Source organism: Thermoplasmatales archaeon, assembly GCA_014361195.1.
In the GTDB taxonomy this organism is placed as follows: Archaea; Thermoplasmatota; E2; order UBA202; family JdFR-43; genus JACIWB01.
In genome coordinates this window covers 1-16,003 of record JACIWA010000012.1, presented here as the reverse complement: position 1 = coordinate 16,003, position 16,003 = coordinate 1, and the positions used below count along the sequence as shown (strand labels likewise).

At 34.1% G+C, this 16,003-nt stretch carries 17 protein-coding genes; 6 read left to right on the top strand and 11 right to left on the bottom strand.

What is annotated here, in order from left to right; translation table 11 throughout:
* The first annotated feature begins 257 nt into the window (after positions 1-257).
* The 4 genes from H5T44_06215 to H5T44_06200 are packed head-to-tail and all read left to right on the top strand — an operon-like array spanning position 258 to position 3,575.
* Positions 258-740 (top strand): ferritin, encoded by a 483-nt coding sequence (locus H5T44_06215; GenBank protein MBC7081814.1) that lies wholly within the window; start codon positions 258-260, stop codon positions 738-740.
* Positions 741-2,249: a radical SAM protein gene (locus tag H5T44_06210; protein MBC7081813.1), complete on the top strand. Its 1,509-nt coding sequence runs from the start codon at positions 741-743 to the stop codon at positions 2,247-2,249.
* On the top strand, positions 2,233-2,394 hold the full coding sequence (locus tag H5T44_06205) for a 4Fe-4S binding protein (GenBank protein MBC7081812.1): 162 nt from the start codon (positions 2,233-2,235) through the stop codon (positions 2,392-2,394). The genes H5T44_06210 and H5T44_06205 overlap by 17 nt, the downstream gene beginning before the upstream one ends.
* Positions 2,355-3,575, top strand: a complete 1,221-nt coding sequence (locus H5T44_06200; GenBank protein ID MBC7081811.1) for an NAD(P)/FAD-dependent oxidoreductase — start codon at positions 2,355-2,357, stop codon at positions 3,573-3,575. Before H5T44_06205 ends, H5T44_06200 begins: the two co-directional genes overlap by 40 nt.
* 271 nt (positions 3,576-3,846) lie before the next feature.
* Here the strand turns inward: H5T44_06200 and H5T44_06195 are convergent, their stop codons facing one another.
* Together H5T44_06195 and H5T44_06190 are read right to left on the bottom strand one after the other, a co-directional pair.
* A complete protein-coding gene (locus tag H5T44_06195) occupies positions 3,847-4,266 on the bottom strand; it encodes a hypothetical protein (GenBank protein ID MBC7081810.1) in 420 nt (139 codons plus the stop codon).
* Positions 4,259-4,405, bottom strand: a complete 147-nt coding sequence (locus H5T44_06190; protein MBC7081809.1) for a hypothetical protein — start codon at positions 4,403-4,405, stop codon at positions 4,259-4,261. The genes H5T44_06195 and H5T44_06190 overlap by 8 nt, the downstream gene beginning before the upstream one ends.
* 131 nt (positions 4,406-4,536) lie before the next feature.
* On the opposite strand from H5T44_06190, the gene H5T44_06185 reads away from it, so the two are divergent.
* The gene (locus tag H5T44_06185; GenBank protein ID MBC7081808.1) at positions 4,537-5,139 is read left to right on the top strand and encodes a hypothetical protein; all 603 of its coding nucleotides are present in this window, start codon (positions 4,537-4,539) and stop codon (positions 5,137-5,139) included.
* On the opposite strand, the gene H5T44_06180 is transcribed toward H5T44_06185, so the two are convergent.
* The 6 genes from H5T44_06180 to H5T44_06155 form a co-directional block, all read right to left on the bottom strand.
* A complete protein-coding gene (locus H5T44_06180; GenBank protein ID MBC7081807.1) occupies positions 5,132-6,133 on the bottom strand; it encodes an mRNA surveillance protein pelota in 1,002 nt (333 codons plus the stop codon). The genes H5T44_06185 and H5T44_06180 overlap by 8 nt on opposite strands.
* On the bottom strand, positions 6,130-7,872 hold the full coding sequence (locus H5T44_06175) for an NFACT family protein (protein MBC7081806.1): 1,743 nt from the start codon (positions 7,870-7,872) through the stop codon (positions 6,130-6,132). The genes H5T44_06180 and H5T44_06175 overlap by 4 nt, the downstream gene beginning before the upstream one ends.
* The gene (locus tag H5T44_06170) at positions 7,869-9,527 is read right to left on the bottom strand and encodes a hypothetical protein (protein MBC7081805.1); all 1,659 of its coding nucleotides are present in this window, start codon (positions 9,525-9,527) and stop codon (positions 7,869-7,871) included. The genes H5T44_06175 and H5T44_06170 overlap by 4 nt, the downstream gene beginning before the upstream one ends.
* A 151-nt stretch (positions 9,528-9,678) precedes the next feature.
* Positions 9,679-10,227, bottom strand: coding sequence for a 5-formyltetrahydrofolate cyclo-ligase (locus H5T44_06165; protein MBC7081804.1), 549 nt, complete (start codon positions 10,225-10,227; stop codon positions 9,679-9,681).
* A complete protein-coding gene (locus tag H5T44_06160; GenBank protein MBC7081803.1) occupies positions 10,227-11,297 on the bottom strand; it encodes an alanine--glyoxylate aminotransferase family protein in 1,071 nt (356 codons plus the stop codon). Before H5T44_06160 ends, H5T44_06165 begins: the two co-directional genes overlap by 1 nt.
* A 31-nt stretch (positions 11,298-11,328) precedes the next feature.
* Entirely contained in the window at positions 11,329-12,120 is a 792-nt protein-coding gene (locus H5T44_06155; GenBank protein ID MBC7081802.1) for a 2-oxo acid dehydrogenase subunit E2, read from the bottom strand.
* Between the two features lie 65 nt (positions 12,121-12,185).
* On the opposite strand from H5T44_06155, the gene H5T44_06150 reads away from it, so the two are divergent.
* Positions 12,186-13,145, top strand: a complete 960-nt coding sequence (locus H5T44_06150) for an archaeosine biosynthesis radical SAM protein RaSEA (GenBank protein ID MBC7081801.1) — start codon at positions 12,186-12,188, stop codon at positions 13,143-13,145.
* Here H5T44_06150 and sepF read toward each other — a convergent pair.
* From sepF to H5T44_06135, 3 genes are read right to left on the bottom strand one after another with little or no spacing between them, the layout of a single operon-like run.
* Complete coding sequence (gene sepF, locus H5T44_06145) at positions 13,142-13,468, bottom strand: cell division protein SepF (GenBank protein MBC7081800.1); 327 nt, start codon at positions 13,466-13,468, stop codon at positions 13,142-13,144. The two genes, H5T44_06150 and sepF, sit on opposite strands and share 4 nt — an antisense overlap.
* Positions 13,469-13,497: 29 nt before the next feature.
* A complete protein-coding gene (locus tag H5T44_06140; protein MBC7081799.1) occupies positions 13,498-14,442 on the bottom strand; it encodes a (Fe-S)-binding protein in 945 nt (314 codons plus the stop codon).
* A gap of 22 nt (positions 14,443-14,464) precedes the next feature.
* The gene (locus tag H5T44_06135; protein ID MBC7081798.1) at positions 14,465-15,844 is read right to left on the bottom strand and encodes an FAD-binding protein; all 1,380 of its coding nucleotides are present in this window, start codon (positions 15,842-15,844) and stop codon (positions 14,465-14,467) included.
* Between the last annotated feature and the right edge of the window lie 159 nt (positions 15,845-16,003).

The following is a 16,003-nucleotide window of genomic DNA, read 5'->3' as shown; positions in this document are numbered from 1 at the left end:
ATTATATGAAGTAACTGTTGGAGCTTTTTATGGAAAAGCTGGAGGAGTTGCAACTGATAAAATAATTGTATGGATATTTAATCCATAAAGTTTGAGTAAGCTATTGTCAAGCATTAGTAAAAAAGAGGTTCTAAATCAAACTGAAAAAGTCAGTGTCTTCAAACCAAAAACAGATTTAGAAAAACCCAAACTGAAGAAATCATCAGTAATTTCCAAAAATAATAAATATTGAAAAATCTTTAACAAAAGGGATAAAAATGGGAACAAAAGGTAGAGGAATTGTTAAGGATTTGAATAAAATAGTGAATGAGCTGAAGAAAGCTCTTGCGGATGAATGGCTTGCATACTACCAGTATTGGGCGGGGGCGAAGATTGTTAAAGGAGCAATGAGGGAGGTTATAGCGGGTGAACTTGAAGAGCATGCAAAAGATGAATTGAAGCATGCGGAGATGATAGTTAATAGATTACTTCAGCTTGGAGAAAAACCGATTTTAAGCCCCAAGGAATGGTATTCTCTTACAAATTGTGGATATGAAATTCCATCTGAAGATTGCAAGAAAATAATAGAGCAAAACATAAAAGGAGAGCAATGTGCAATAGAAGTGTATAATAAATTGCTGAAAATCACTGAGGGAAAGGATGCGCTCACATATAATATGATTCTTGAAATTCTCAAAGATGAAGTAGAACATGAAGATGATCTGGAAAATTTACTCGAAGATATGAAAAAAATGAAGTAAATGTTGCCAAAAAATACAAAATCTCTTTGTCCTGTATGCAAGAAGATAGTTGATGCTGAAATATATGAAAAGAATGGAAAAGTAATTATAAGGAAAAATTGCGAAGAGCATGGTAAATTTGAAGATGTCTATTGGAGTGATGTGGAGCTTTTTGAGAAAGCGGATAAATACTGGCCATATGAGCAAAAGTTAAAAAATCCTCTCTACCCTGCGATAGATGGCTGTCCTTTTGATTGCGGTCTTTGTGATGAGCATAAAACCCCTACAATCCTTGCAAACATTGACATAACCAATAGATGCAATCTTAAATGCCCAATATGCTTTGCAAATGCAAATGCATCTGGCTATGTTTATGAATTGAGCTACAAGCAGGTGGCGGCCATGCTTCGCCTCCTGATGGAAAATGAGCCCAAGCCTTATGCAGTGCAATTTTCAGGAGGGGAGCCAACAATTCATCCCCATTTTCTTGATATGGTAAGATATGCGAGCGGGCTTGGTTTTGTTCAAATTCAGGTTGCTACAAATGGTGTTAAGCTTGCGGAAGAGCCAGATTTTGCCCAGAAAATGCTCGATGCGGGATTGCATACTGTATATTTGCAGTTTGATGGGGTTGATGAGAAAGTTTATGAAACCGCAAGGGGGAGAAAACTTTTTGAAGTTAAAAAGAAGGCGATTGAGGCATGCAGAAATACAAAGCCAAAGTTAAGCACAGTCCTTGTTCCAACGATTGTAAAGGGAGTTAATGACGATCAAATAATAAAAATAATAAATTTTGCAATAGAGAATATAGATGTTGTAAGGGGAATTAACTTTCAGCCAGTATCTTTTACTGGAAGAATAGATGAGAAGGAGAGAGCCAAGCAGAGATTTACTATACCAGATTTGATAAAAAGAATTGAAGAAGATACAGATGGTAAAATAACAAGAGATGCATGGTATAGTGTGCCATGTGTGCTTCCAATTTTTGATATAGCAAATGCATTGGATAAGAAAGAGAGAGCAAAATTTACAATTCATCCTCATTGTGGGGCTGCAACATATGTATTTGTAAGAGGAGATGAAATAATTCCGATAAATAAATTTGTTGAAGTTGATGGCTTCCTTGAAGAAGCTAGAAAGATTGCGGAGAGCATTGAAAAATCAAAGTTTAAGAAGTTAAAGCTGATAAAGGCAATGAAATTGAGTAAGTATATAGATGAGAAGGAAATGCCTGAGGGAATGAATTTAAAAGATGTAATTAAAGAAATACTAGGGAAGAGAGATAAAAAAAGTTTATCAAAATTCCACTGGCAGAGCTTATATATAGGAGCGATGCATTTTCAGGATTTATACAATTATGACATAGAGAGAGTTATGAGATGTGGAATACACTATGTTACTCCGGATGGTAGAATAATACCCTTCTGTGCATATAATAGTGGCCCAACCTATCGCGAGGAAGTAGAGAAAAGATTTTCTGTTCCTCTAACTTCTCTTCATGTAAGGGAAAAGCATGCCAAGAGTAAATAATAAATGTCTTCATTGCGCGGGATGTGTTGGAATATGCCCCGCAAATGCAATAACATTAAATGAATTTACTATAGAGATAGATGAAAAATGTATTGATTGTGGAAAATGCATAAAGTTCTGTCCGGTTGGAGCGATGGAAAAATGAATATGGAAATGAAAGTTGATTGCCTTGTGGTGGGGGCGGGGCCAGCGGGAAGCGTGGCTGCGAAGGAGATGGCAAGGCGAGGATTTAATACGCTTCTTGTTGAAAAAAAGCAGGAGATCGGGATTTTTAAGAGATGTGCGGAAGGGGTGACGAGGCATGGACTGGAAAAACTCGGGATAAAAGTTAATGAGAAAAGCATCGCAAACAGAATAAAGGGAGCAATTTTGTATTCTCCAAGCGGGAAATATGTTGTAATGGAAGGAAATGATATGGAGGGTTATATCTTGGAGAGGAAGGTTTTTGAGAAATATCTTGCAAGTGAGGCAATTAAAAATGGAGCAAAATGCATGGTGAAGGCACAGGTTATTGATATGAAAAGAGAAAATTCGATGTGGAATGCAAAAATAAATACAATTGAAGGAGAGATTGAAGTTATTGCAAAAATTGTTATAGGAGCGGATGGGGTTGAAAGCAAGGTTGGAAGATGGGCGGGACTTAATTCAGTAAATAAGTTAAGCGACTACCATTCCTGTTTTCAATATGAAATGGCAAATGTGAAGGTTGATGAAAAATATATTCATCTTTTCTTCGGAAATGATGTTGCACCCTGTGGTTATGCATGGATATTTCCAAAAGAATTTTCCGCAAATGTTGGGCTAGGAATTCTTGAAAAAAAGGCAAAGATGAAGGCCTTCGATTACTTTAAAAAATTTTTAGAGGAACACAGAGAAATATTCAGCAATTCTTATCCGATTGAAATAAATGCGGGGGGAGTGCCAGTAGCCCACTTTACGGAGATGGTTGCAGATGGATTAATGCTTGTTGGCGACTCCGCCCAGCTTGTAAATCCAATTCATGGTGGAGGTATAGTGAGGGCCATTCATTCTTCAATAATTGCGAGTGAGGTTGCGGAAAAAGCATTAAGCAAAGGAGATGTTGGGAAAGAAAACTTGAAGGAATATGAAGAGAGATGGAATGAAGAATATGGGGAAAAGAATGAAAAGCTTATGAAACTGAGATATTTCCTTGAAAAGCTTGAAGATAAAGATTTTGAAACCCTTGCAGAAATTTTACAGGGTGAGGATATATTCCAGCTAACCCAAGCAAAGATGACATTTTTCCTTAAAAAATTAATCAAGAAGCCTTCTTTACTTTTGCTCGCAAAGAAATATCTGGTGTAAAATAAATAATTCTTCCGAAAAACTCAATATAAACTCCTATTTTTATTCTCTTGCTGGAAAAATAAAATGGCATGCTTACAATAAGCTACTCACTCCATTCACTTTCTTCATAAAAATCCCTTGCTTTCACTTTTATTTTATAATTTCCTTCTTTGCCATATCATAAAGGAAAAGCCAACAAACTATATAGAAAGATATTTTAGTAGCTTATAAAAACATATAAAAATTCCTCCTGCTTCTTTTCTTTCCCCTATAGAAGAAGCACTCCATCCTATCTACGTAAAAGCCAATTTTTCTTCCAATACAAGGGGGTATTTTGTGCTATTCCGAATCTTCTCAGTATTTCATCCGCCCCTTTTAATTCTATAATTTCACCGAGTATTTGAACTCTTACTTGGTAAGGATATCTTCCTTTCCATGCAGAGAACTCGATTTTAAACCCACCATCTGTAGTTGCCTTGAAGACACCATATATAACATCTTTCTCTCTGTTAACCAAGAAAAGGAGGTCACCTTTTCTAATTCTAATAACAACGGGTCCGTAAATTTTATCCGCTCCAAACAACATTTTCTCCAAACATTCTTTTTCTGTCTTGTTAGAGCAATTAAAAATAAAACCCCTAACCAGTTGCTCTTTTCCAATGCTTTGATTCGTAATACCTTCCATTTTTTCTCTTTTTATTTCATACAATGTGATCAACCCTTTTTTCAATTGACCCTTCTATAAATGAAATATCTTCTCCTCTCTCAATTTTTTGAGATACAAATAAATTTTTTTTAACCAGATAACAGCGTAATTTCCTTAACCCTCCTTTTCTTGACTTTTTCATCCTCTTTCGCATTAATAAATATTTAATTTATATTTAAAAGGATTTTCCTCACTTGAGGCTGAGATATTTAATTAATGGAAGTTTATACCTTTGAATGCTAAATTTTATAAATATTAAAAACTTATAACCCTATGAAATTGGATAATAAGGATAAGATGGTTATATCTGTTGGGATTGCGATACTTATTGTTGCGATAATTGGTATAGTATACCATGAAAAAAGTTATGTGGGTACAAAAGAAATACAAAAAGAAAAATACAGGATTAGCTGGAGAGAATACAGCAATGAAATAACAGATGAATTTTATTTAGGAAAGGAAGGGGTAGAAAAAACATATGAGATAAAATTGGATGAAAATTATGCGGGTATATCCTCAATATATTTATCTGTGGAGTGGAAAGATAATATAAATCTCCACGGCTTAATATTTAAATGGAACTGGACTGATAAGGTTGATGCAACCGTAAATATTCCAGAGATGAATTTTTCTAAATCATTCTCTGAATATGAAAAAATAGAGGCAAGTGTTAAAGGAAAATATCCCAGTGATTTTATTTTTGAAGGAAATGAAACAGAGGTATATGAAAAGCTAAAAGAGTATGAAATGAAGAATGCTAAATGCAAGGCAAGTTTTTCAATAACACCAAAGCCGATTATTTTGGACAAAGGAAATGATTTACAGGTAAAAATAGTATATACCTATTATAAGGCAAAGATAGAGAAAATCAGTTAATTTTATACCTCAAAAGAGCAGCGATTCCCCCTAAAGCTGTTAATTTTTTCCCTCCTTCATGAAGCTCACTAACAAAAATTATTTCCGCCCTATTTTCCTCTGCCTTCCTTATGGTTTCCTCCTCTTCCCTTACAAGAGAATTTAATATAACCAATTTTTCAACCGCTCCCAAATCAACATATTTTTCTACCTCGCTTTTGCCGTAAGCAACATTTCCATTTTTTGAAATTTCTTCAAGAATTTTTTCAACCACTCCTATTTCTTTTGCAACTCTATTTTCCTCCATAAATTTGCTGACTATTCCTCTTTTTATCGCTTCATATACCCCTGCCATACCTGAATTAAATACACTATCAACAAAATAATTTTTAATCTCACCTTTTGCAAATGATAAAAATTTATCCTTTTCAAAACCCGCCCCAACTATTGCTAAGGGCAAGCTTATCTCCTTTATCTTTTTTAATATCTGGCCATAATATTCCTTTTCATCATATCCGTTTTTGTAATCTTTTCCAGATTTATTAGAAAAAATGTGAAATTTTTCTTCCACCCCGTATTCATGAATTATTGCAAGTGTTGCCTCATCATCATCTATAACAAGAACCGCAAATTTTGGTTTAATTTCCTCCGCTTCTTTCAGCCTTTTTAAATGGTGTTCCTTCCACTCTTTTTCTATTTTTATTTCCATATTTGGCTCAATTGAAAAGGTATGATATGCTCCCGCTTCCTCGCCTTCAACAATTTTTCCCCTTATCCTGAGTTTGTCTGTAAATTCATGAAATTCCTTATCAGTTACCTCTATTTTGAGATAGACCCTTTCCTTTTCCTCTTTCTTCTTCCTTATCTTCTCGCTACTATCATTTCTGCTTCTAAATGTATATCCTGACAAAAAGTCACCTTCTTCTATTATATTGTATAAATGCCAGCAATCCTCTTTGCTTTGAATAATTAATTTTGCAATACCTTTCTTTAAATCAAGATCAATCACTTTCATATATTTTCCTCTTTTAGTTGCACTTTTCCAGGGGGCATTGCTTTCTGCACATCTTCTATCTCAACGTCAAAAAGTTTAGCAAGATTTTTCGCAACTTTATTTGCATCCTCTCCTCCAGGAACAAGAACAACCCATTTTTCAGAAAGCCTTTTAACAGCAGAAGATGGTGCTCCCATTATTTTCTCAACTCCCTTAATCTTAACAAGCCCGATAGCAATCTCAAGTAAGCAAGTTTCATAATTTCTTTTCCCCCTTATCATAAATGCACCCTTTGGCAAATACATACCTGCTTCAGGAGTTTTTGAGACCTGCCATGGATAAACCCAGTATGCATTACAAACAGAAAATTGATCCCATGCTTTTGAATAAGAAACCGCAAACTGGCATGCCTCTTTAATTGTATTTTCACTTATTTTCAAAGGTTTTCCATCTATACCACTCGCCTTTATCACGCACGACGGCGCCCCGTGTATTTCCGCATGCACATATATATCATCTTCCTTAAGATATTTTCTAACTAGCCTTTCATTTGTTTTCGCATCCTTTCCACCAACAACAATGTTTCCATCAGATGAAATGAACCACCTATAATTTTCAAACCAGAATTTCTTCTTTTCTTTCTTCTCTTTTTGGGATTTAACCATTTTCTTTGTTTCTTCTATTGCTTTTTTTGCTCCTTCTATTTTTTCCCTCATTTTTTTGCTTTTCAGATATTTTTCATTTGCATTTTCATAAACTCCTTTCCTCAAATCTATCTTTAAAATCATATTTTTATCCATATAAGGCAATTCAACTTCCACAAATGGATATTTCTTCCTTATTATTCCTTCTCCCCCTTCTTTAAGTATTCTTTCAACCCTTTCATAATTTGCAAAAATAGCATCACCTTCTTCCTTGTATCTTTTCTCCTCTTCTTCAAATTTTTTTATTGCCTCCTCCTGCTTTGCTATGCGCCTTGCTATTTTTTCCTCTATATCATTTTCCTCTTTCCTTTCTTCTTTTCTTATCGAGTGATAATATTCATCACATGCTTCATTCATGCTTTCAAAAAATATTTTTTCATGGCCATCGTATCTTTTCAATGAGAATGGGACCACATCTATAAATTCAGAATTCTTTATTATCTGGGGCTCAAAATTTTTTTCTTCTAATTTTTTTATGAAATTTCTGAATTCTTCATAGTTTGATATTTCCTCTGCATATATTCTTGGCAAGCCATTTTCTATTAACAAGCTCAGGATATCTTCTCTTTTATTGAATTCCTCTTCCGAAATCTTCTTTGGATTTTTTGCGGAAGGAAAAATATATTTCTCTCCAGTTGTCAATATTCTATCCTTCCATTTTTGATGGGTGAGCGGTAAAATTATCTTCCATTCATCATTTAAAAGAAGAATATTGCCAGGAGGAATTATTTCAATTACAAGCCTGTAGAGTTTTTCTTTAACTATTTCAATTAAAACAATTCTATCCATTTCATATTGCTCCACTTTTACTACCTTTCCTCCACTTATGTATTTCCTCAAGCCCATCGCAAATGGAGGTGGTTGCTCCGCTTTGCTTTCCCTGTATTTGCTCAGGCATATCCATTTTCCACTTTTTATAAATAATTCCCTCTTGTCCTTTAAACCTATGAAAATTTCATCTTTATCCTGATATATTTTTCCTATATAACTTCCTTCAATGCCCTTCAGCTCGCTGACAATTGCATATATATCAATTGCATCAAGTCTTTCCTTCATTTTATCTTCAGGCAGGGTATCCCTAGCAAGATGTATTCTTCAACTGTTTTGTAATCCTGCCAGTCATCAAGGGGAATTTCAATAATATAATTTCTTATTGCTGCATAAAACATCTCTCCCAAAAAATTCGCCTCATAATAATTCTTGAAAAATTCTATTTCAAGATAACCAGATAGGGTTTTAGTTGTATTATATCCACTGAGCCCATAAGATAGGCCAGTTGAGCCTATAAAAGCGACAGCGCCACCCTGCTTTTTCTTTACAAATTGCCAGCCGAAGCAATCATAGGTTAAATTGAATTGGGCGGTATGACATGCATTTGCAAAAATTACAGGCAATTTTCTGTTGAAATAGGTAAAGATATCGAAAATGGTTATTCCAATCCATTCCTCGCTATTTGGCGCATGAGTTGCCCAGCTATTAGGTGAGCCATGCCCTGAAAAATCTATAAAATCCACTCCTTTCATTATTTCCTTCCATATATTTTTCCTATTAAGAGAGCCATCGCTTGCTTTCAATTTTATGCATTCAAAGCCCCTCATTAGATTTGCTACAATTTCATTTAAATATTCTCCTTCATTAACATTTTCTCTATCAAATGTATCTGTATCCCCTCCGCAAAGAAGAATCCTTTTCTTTTCTGCGGAATTTTCATATTCAATACTCTTTTTTATAACATTTCTCAATTCCATTTTACTTCTGCAAGCTAATCTGCCAACATAAACATCTGGCATCAAATCAATTTTATCATATCTTCCTTCGTAGTTATATTCCGCAAATAATCCATTTCCATTGCTATCCCAGTCCTCAAAAGCGATTGAGCCATTTTCATATTTATAAACGTCTGCAAAATATAAGTCGCTTATAAACTCATTTTCTGTAAATGGAGGAATGTAGTCAATAGCATATGCATATCTAACTGGCATATGCCATTCTTCAGAGCTATATTTTCTTCCTCCAACAAGCATTACATATTCTATTCCCCATTCTTCAATTGCATTCTTTATGAAATACTTCACTTTTTCCGCATCATCTCTTCCTTTTCTTGCTGATGAATGAGCATAAATTTCATTTAACCCTACTACTATTGTTCTTATTCCCTTGCTTTCCTTATGCTCTTTAAGCAAAGATAACTCGCTTACCCATGCATCAGGAGAAATTATTAGGAAATCATATGTTGAAGCAAATGTTTTCTCTGGCAAAGAATAATCAATTTTTATATCAAAGTCGCTTGCATGAAGAATTTCATTTCTTAATGCATTATATCTGAATGGATATAAATAAACTGTTAAGAATATTACTCTTTCACCATTATTTATTCCCGCATGAATTTCATATTCATACCAGCTTGATGGATAAAATTCATCCCTGCTATATATCTCACCCTCTTTTATTTCAAATTTTTTTGGATAAGGTGCTGGAGCGGGCTCTATCTTTCCACTTATTTTTATTTTTTCAACATTTTTTTCCATTACTTCTATTTCCTTTATTTCTGTTCCAAATGGAAATATGTATGTTTCATATTTATATGGCAGGATAGGATAACCTTCTCTGTAAATAAAATTTGTATAGCCAGAGAAAATATTTTCGTTGCTTTTTTGAAATGCAACAGGAGCAATCATTATAATAGATATTACAATTGCCAATGCTTTCATGTGAATAATAATTAACAATATTAAAAAACTTATTGGAGGCAGGGGGAGGGAGGAAAAAATAAAAAGAGAGGGAGGCATTTTCCCTCCCCTCTCTAAAAACATTATACAGTTTATAAATAATATGTAACAAACATCGAACTATCTAAGACATTTATCGAACATTGCAATTTATAATCCTTTTTTCAGTGACTATTATATCCATTTTTACATCATGCTCTTGGTTAGGAATATTTTTCAAAACCTGAAAATCAAATGCCAAAGCAACTTTTATTGAAGAAAATTTTTTTAAAAGTCTGTCAAAATATCCTTTTCCATAGCCTATTCTATTTCCGTTTTCGTCAAATGCAATTCCTGGAACAATTATAATATCTAAATTTCCATTTTCTACCTTTGGCTCCTTTGGCTGAAGTATTCCATATATCCCGCCTTCAAGCTCCTCCCAAGAACTTATTCTTGATAAAAATATATCACCATCCTTTATAAATGGAACAAAAAATTCCTTCTTTTTTGAATATTCTCTGATCAGCCCGTGTGTATATACCTCACTTCCAAATGAAATATAACTAGCTAATTTGCTTGCTTTTGAAAATTCTTCCAAGCTATACAGATTTTTTAATATGAGATTGCTTTTCTCCAATATTTCATATGTTGTCAGTGAATTCCTTTTTTCAAGTAATTCCTTTCTTATTTTTTCTTTCATCAAAGCCCTAAAATTTCTTCAATTACCGCGAGCAAACCTTTTATATCCTGAACTTGTATATCTCCCATATGCGCTATTCTAAATGTTTTTCCTTTCAAATCGCCATATCCATCTGAGATACGCATATAATATTTTGCAAGTTGTTCATTCAGCTCTTTAACAGATATATTTCTTGTATTCTTTATGCATGTTAGGGTTTTTGATTCATAGCCTTTCTCTGGATATATATCAAAATATTTTCTTGCCCAATCCTGAACAATTTTTGCCATTTTTTCATGCCTTGCAAATCTATTTTCAAGTCCTTCTTCATTTAATATATAATCAAGTTGCTTGTTAAGCGCAAACATTTGAGAAATTGGAGGTGTAACCATTGTCTGATTTTTCTGGTGATATTTATAAAGCAAATTCAGGTTGAAATAATAACTTCTTGGAGGAACATTTTTAGCCCTTTCAAGCAATCTTTCGCTTACTGATGCAACAGTTATACCAGATGGAAGTGCAAAGCATTTCTGCACCCCAGCTAAGCACATATCTATTCCAAGTTTATCCACTTCTATCTTAACTCCTCCCATTGCAGATACCGCATCAACAAAGAAAAGAACATCATCATATTTTCTTACAACTTCTGCAATTTCCTTTAAAGGATTCATAAGTCCTGTTGATGTCTCATTAAAAACAAGAGTTACCGCATCATACTCTCCACTGGCAAGCTTTTCCTCCACCATGTTTGCCTTTATTGCCTTATCCCAGTCAACTGTAAAAGCATCGCAAGGCACTCCATTCCCCTTTGTTATTTCATGCCATCTCTTGGAAAAGGCCCCATTAATCAGGTTGAGGCATTTTTTAGCAACCCCATTGCAGACCGCCGCCTCCATGGCGCCGGTTGATGAGGAGGGGAAGATGAGCACTGGCTTTTCTGTGAATAAAACTTTCTGTAATTTTGTTGTTATTTCTTCATATAGCTTGCTGAATTCCTGAGAGCGATGATATATTTGGGGAACCGCCATTTCCTGCAAAATTTCCTCTCTCACTTCAGTTGGGCCAGGAGTAAATAATTTTAGGTGTCTCATATAAGTATATTGCTTAAGAATACTTAAATTTTTAGCTCAGGCTAAATCCATTTTCAACCAATTCAACAAATCTACTTATAAATCTTGATATTTTTCCTCCATCCGCTAAATCATGGTCAAAAGTTAATGTGAGATGCAGTATTTCTGCTGTTTCAATTTTATCATTTCTTACAACTGGTTTTTTTGAGATTCCATTTACAACAAGAAGAATTGAAGTAGTCCCTCCTAAAGGAATTATCCATCCAGAGAAGTTGCCGAACATTCCAACGGATGTAACTCCTACAGTTCCCATATGCTTCTTCTTTATAATCCCTCTTTTCCTGAGCAAAAATAAAATAAATTTTTTTATAAAATAAGGAGATTTCAACACAAATTTCTCAACAAAGCTTAATTTCATAAGAACCTGTTCCTTTCCCCCTCTTTTCTGCGCATTTCTTATTTCTTCAGTTATATCCCATATACTTTTTTCATTTGCCCTCCTTATTATATATGCCATTGGAATGTAATCATCATTAATCTTTTTTTCAACAGGTATTGCAACATCAACATCATCAAAAATTACAATTTTATTCCTTCCCTGTCTATATGAATTTAATTCCTTATGCTCCACTATGGCTTGAGAAAGACATTTTATTATCCATCCAGTAAAAGAAACATCCTTCCCTTCCTTTTTATAATTTTTTATTATTTCGAGAGATTTTGTAACATTTGCCTCAATCAGGAAATGCAGGCTGTGCTTTCGCCACCCCTCGCCCGCTATTAGTTGGATATTTTTTCTGTATTTTGAGAAGGGCTTGGTTTGATAATTTCCTGCATTATTCACGAAAGTAAAGGAGAAATGTTATTTAAGTTTGAGCATCAATTTAAATATGGAATGCATTATTATCAATGGAAAAGCTGAATGAATTTGTAAAAAATTTGAAGATATATGAAGAAAGAAAGGAGAAGCCAAGGATATGGAATGAAAAGGAAATTTTGAAAGGTGAAATTGTTGATTCCTTTGCATTTATTCTTAATACTCGTGGATGTAGATGGGCAAGACAGGGAGGATGCACAATGTGTGGATATTTCAAGGAAAGCTATGATGCAAGTGAGGAAGAAATAATTGAGCAAGTAAATTTTGTTTTGAGCAGATATAGAGAGGAGAAAATTGTAAAAATATATACATCTGGAAGTTTTTTAGATGAAAATGAACTCTCTTATGAAATGCAAAATTATGTAATTAAAAAATTTGAAAAAGCGGGCAAGATAGTTATTGAGAGCAGACCAGAGTTTATAAATGCTCTTGAAAATTTGAAAAATGAAAATATTGAAGTTGCTATGGGACTTGAATCCGCAAATAATAAAGTTCTTGAATATTCAATAAACAAAGGTTTTAAATTTGAAGAATGGCGATGCTCTGCTGAAAAAGTCAAGGAATATGGAAAAAGTTTAAGGGTTTATATCTTAATTAAGCCACCTTTTCTTTCAGAGAGCGATGCAATAAAAGATGCAATTTATAGTGTAGAAAAGATAAAGGATATTGCGGATATAATTTCTTTCAATCCAGTTGCAATCCACAGCAAAACCCTTGTTGAAATATTATGGAAAAAAGGTATTTATCGCCCTCCATGGCTATGGAGTGTTTCAAAAATAATAAATGAAAGCAAGGAAATTTATGATGGAATTATAAGATGCGATGTGGTTGCGGGAGGCACACCAAGGGGGGCGCACAACTGCGGGAAATGTGACACCTCTTTTTTAAGAGAAATAAGAAATTTTTCATTAAATCAAAAAATGGAAGAGCCAAGTTGCGATTGCAAGGAAGAATGGCTTGATTATTTAGAGCTTGAAAGATTTTTGATTTAATATGTTTTTATTTTTCTTCTATCAACTTTTACTCCAGATGGAGTTACTATAAATCTGTTTCTATCAATGCCAACAATGTCGCCATTTATATCACTTGCTACTTTCTTCATTTCATTTATTATCCTCTCCACTTCTATGCTATCCGCAGAAATTGGAGATATATCCATGAGAAGCATATTTCCTTCATAAACATGTTTTATCAATTCCTTTAAATCTTCATATTTGTGTACTTCCGCTACTCTTACAAACATTTTTGCCTCTTCTCTTTTTTCAACGCCTGCTTCTTCAAGATCTATATATCCCTTTTTTGTTTTTCCGAACATTTTGATCACGATAGAAAATACTTCACTATTTAAAAGTTTTTCAATTTTTCTTCAATTAACTGGGCTAAATCTATTGCACCATATTCTTTAAGATGACTATAGCAATGGGGTGAAGAAGTTACAATTGTTGCATTTTTCTCTTTTGCCTCCTTTGCAATATATCTTGCAAGCTCATCCGCTTTCTCCTGAAAAGCGCTTTTATATTCAATCTCTCCTCCACACCATCTTGCCATTTTTCTATTTTCTTTGAATTCAACAAGATTTCCAATCTTTTTTATTATTTCTCTAGGTTCTTCATAAATTTTAATATATCTTCCCAGAATTTCTGAGTCATGATATATATAATTTTTTCCATCTTTCTTAAATTCGCTTTTCAAAAAGAACTGGCTTATGTGAATAGGACTATAATCCATGAATTCAATCATTCCATTCGGGCAGGAAAATAAAATTTTTTCAAAATCTAGCTTTTTCTTTTCAAAATCTATTCCAATTTTTCTCAATGGCCCGCCACAGCACTGGCTTATTATTTTAATATCCGCACCTATTTTATCAAATAGAGAAATTATAACATCTTTCATTTCTTTTTTAACAACACATCCCATGAAAAATGCATTTTTTCCTTCTCCATATGAAAAATTTTCATCACCAAATATATTATCATATTTCTGAAAATTTTCATAAATTTTTTTATGCTCGGGCAACAAATTCTTTAATTTATATCTAGCCCCCTTTATTATTTCCGCTATTTTTATATTTGAAGGGCAATCTTCTTCGCATCTCCTGCAAAGACAGCAATCCTGCAATATCCTGACCACATCCATATCTTCCTCTATTTCTCCACTTAGCAATCCATAGGCAATCATTATTTTTCCTTTTGGATAATCACTCTCCTTTTCACTGAAATTGTAAGAATAGTATGGCTTTTTACAGAATCCGCAGGCGGTGCATGAAAGTATTTCATTATAAATTTCCATGATAGGAATAAATAAAAGATATTTATTTATATCTGAGATGTGAGATTATACTTTTTTTCCACTGCATCATTTTTCCAGGATTCATTATATTATTTGGATCAATAGCCTTTTTGATTCTTTCCATTGTCTCCCCGTCCTCATCCATCCATGGCGCCTTTGTTATTCCAATTCCATGCTCCCCGCTCGCAAGTCCGCGAAGCTTCTTTACCGCCTTATATATTTCATCCACCGCTTTTTCCGCATTTTTCCAGCTATTCTCATCCCTTGGATTTAGCAAAACTTTTGTATGAAGATTTCCATCACCCGCATGCCCGTATGTACCAACTATTATTCCATATTTTTTTGCAATTTCTTGAAATTCTTTTATTGCGTCTGGTATTTTTGAAATAGGGACGCACATGTCATCCGCCAAGCTCACCGAAACCATATCATCTCCATATCTTGAAAGGGATGGTAATATTCCTTTTCTTCCCTTCCATAGCCTTTGCATTTCCTTTTCATCATCGGTGAATTCTATTCCTTTGAACATTTTTTTAATTTTTTCTATTTCTTCTTTAACCTCGTTCTCTTTTCCATCTAACTCAATGAAAAGAATTGCCTCCGTATCTGGAAGGCCAATATTCATTGCTTTATTAACCGCTTTTATGCATATATTATCCATTATTTCAAGGCTTGAGGGGAGAATTCCACTGCTTATTATTTTAGATACACATTTTCCCGCTTCCATTAAATCATTGAATGGAAGTATTGCAAGAGCTTTTTTCTCAGGCAATGGAGCAAGTTTAATTATTGCTTCAGTTATAATTCCGAGTGTTCCTTCGCTTCCAACAATCAGCCTTTCAATTTGATAGCCGGATGAATTTTTCAATGTAAATCCACCGAGCCTTTTTCTTCCATAAGGAAAAACAACCTCCAGGCCAAGAACATAGTCACGAGTTGCTCCATACTTTATAGCCCTTGCCCCAGATGCATTTACTGCGATCATACCCCCAATTGTGCATACATCCCCACTTCCTGGCGTGGGAGGAAAGAAGAAGCCATATTTAGCAAGCTCTTCATTCAAGCTCGCATAAACCACACCTGGCTCAACAACACAATACAAATCATTCACATTTATCTCCTTTATTTTATTCATTCCTGTCATATCAAGCAAAATTCCCCCATGCGTCGGCACCGCCTGCCCGCAGAGCGCGGTGCCCGCTCCTCTTGCAACAACTGGAATGCGGTGCTCATTTGCGATTTTTACTATTTTTTCTACTTCCTCCGCACTTTTTGGCTTTATTACTATATCTGGAATAGCATGGTGAATTGATGCATCAAAACCATATGTATATAAATCGCATTTCTTGAGAAATATTCTGGAATTATCAATCTCCTTCAATATTTTTTCAATCCATTCCATATTGAAATAATGGGGTAGTATAAAATATTTTACAAAGGATTGCGAAATCCTTGTATAAACAATTTTGATTTAAATCATGGAGGCAAAGATATAGCTTTAATGCTAACAATGCCTTCTTTTATTTCTTTCAGCAAGCAATTCAGAAAGCAATTTCATTTA

Bases quoted from the DNA above. Each gene is read 5' to 3' on its own strand.
- H5T44_06215 (MBC7081814.1), top strand. From the start codon at position 258: ATGGGAACAAAAGGTAGAGGAATTGTTAAGGATTTGAATAAAATAGTG.
- H5T44_06150 (MBC7081801.1), top strand. From the start codon at position 12,186: ATGGAAAAGCTGAATGAATTTGTAAAAAATTTGAAGATATATGAAGAA.
- sepF (MBC7081800.1), bottom strand. From the start codon at position 13,468: ATGTTCGGAAAAACAAAAAAGGGATATATAGATCTTGAAGAAGCAGGC.
- H5T44_06200 (MBC7081811.1), top strand. From the start codon at position 2,355: ATGCATAAAGTTCTGTCCGGTTGGAGCGATGGAAAAATGAATATGGAA.
- H5T44_06190 (MBC7081809.1), bottom strand. From the start codon at position 4,405: ATGAAAAAGTCAAGAAAAGGAGGGTTAAGGAAATTACGCTGTTATCTG.
- H5T44_06185 (MBC7081808.1), top strand. From the start codon at position 4,537: ATGAAATTGGATAATAAGGATAAGATGGTTATATCTGTTGGGATTGCG.
- H5T44_06180 (MBC7081807.1), bottom strand. From the start codon at position 6,133: ATGAAAGTGATTGATCTTGATTTAAAGAAAGGTATTGCAAAATTAATT.
- H5T44_06210 (MBC7081813.1), top strand. From the start codon at position 741: ATGTTGCCAAAAAATACAAAATCTCTTTGTCCTGTATGCAAGAAGATA.
- H5T44_06165 (MBC7081804.1), bottom strand. From the start codon at position 10,227: ATGAAAGAAAAAATAAGAAAGGAATTACTTGAAAAAAGGAATTCACTG.
- H5T44_06205 (MBC7081812.1), top strand. From the start codon at position 2,233: ATGCCAAGAGTAAATAATAAATGTCTTCATTGCGCGGGATGTGTTGGA.
- H5T44_06170 (MBC7081805.1), bottom strand. From the start codon at position 9,527: ATGAAAGCATTGGCAATTGTAATATCTATTATAATGATTGCTCCTGTT.
- H5T44_06160 (MBC7081803.1), bottom strand. From the start codon at position 11,297: ATGAGACACCTAAAATTATTTACTCCTGGCCCAACTGAAGTGAGAGAG.
- H5T44_06140 (MBC7081799.1), bottom strand. From the start codon at position 14,442: ATGGAAATTTATAATGAAATACTTTCATGCACCGCCTGCGGATTCTGT.
- H5T44_06135 (MBC7081798.1), bottom strand. From the start codon at position 15,844: ATGGAATGGATTGAAAAAATATTGAAGGAGATTGATAATTCCAGAATA.
- H5T44_06175 (MBC7081806.1), bottom strand. From the start codon at position 7,872: ATGAAGGAAAGACTTGATGCAATTGATATATATGCAATTGTCAGCGAG.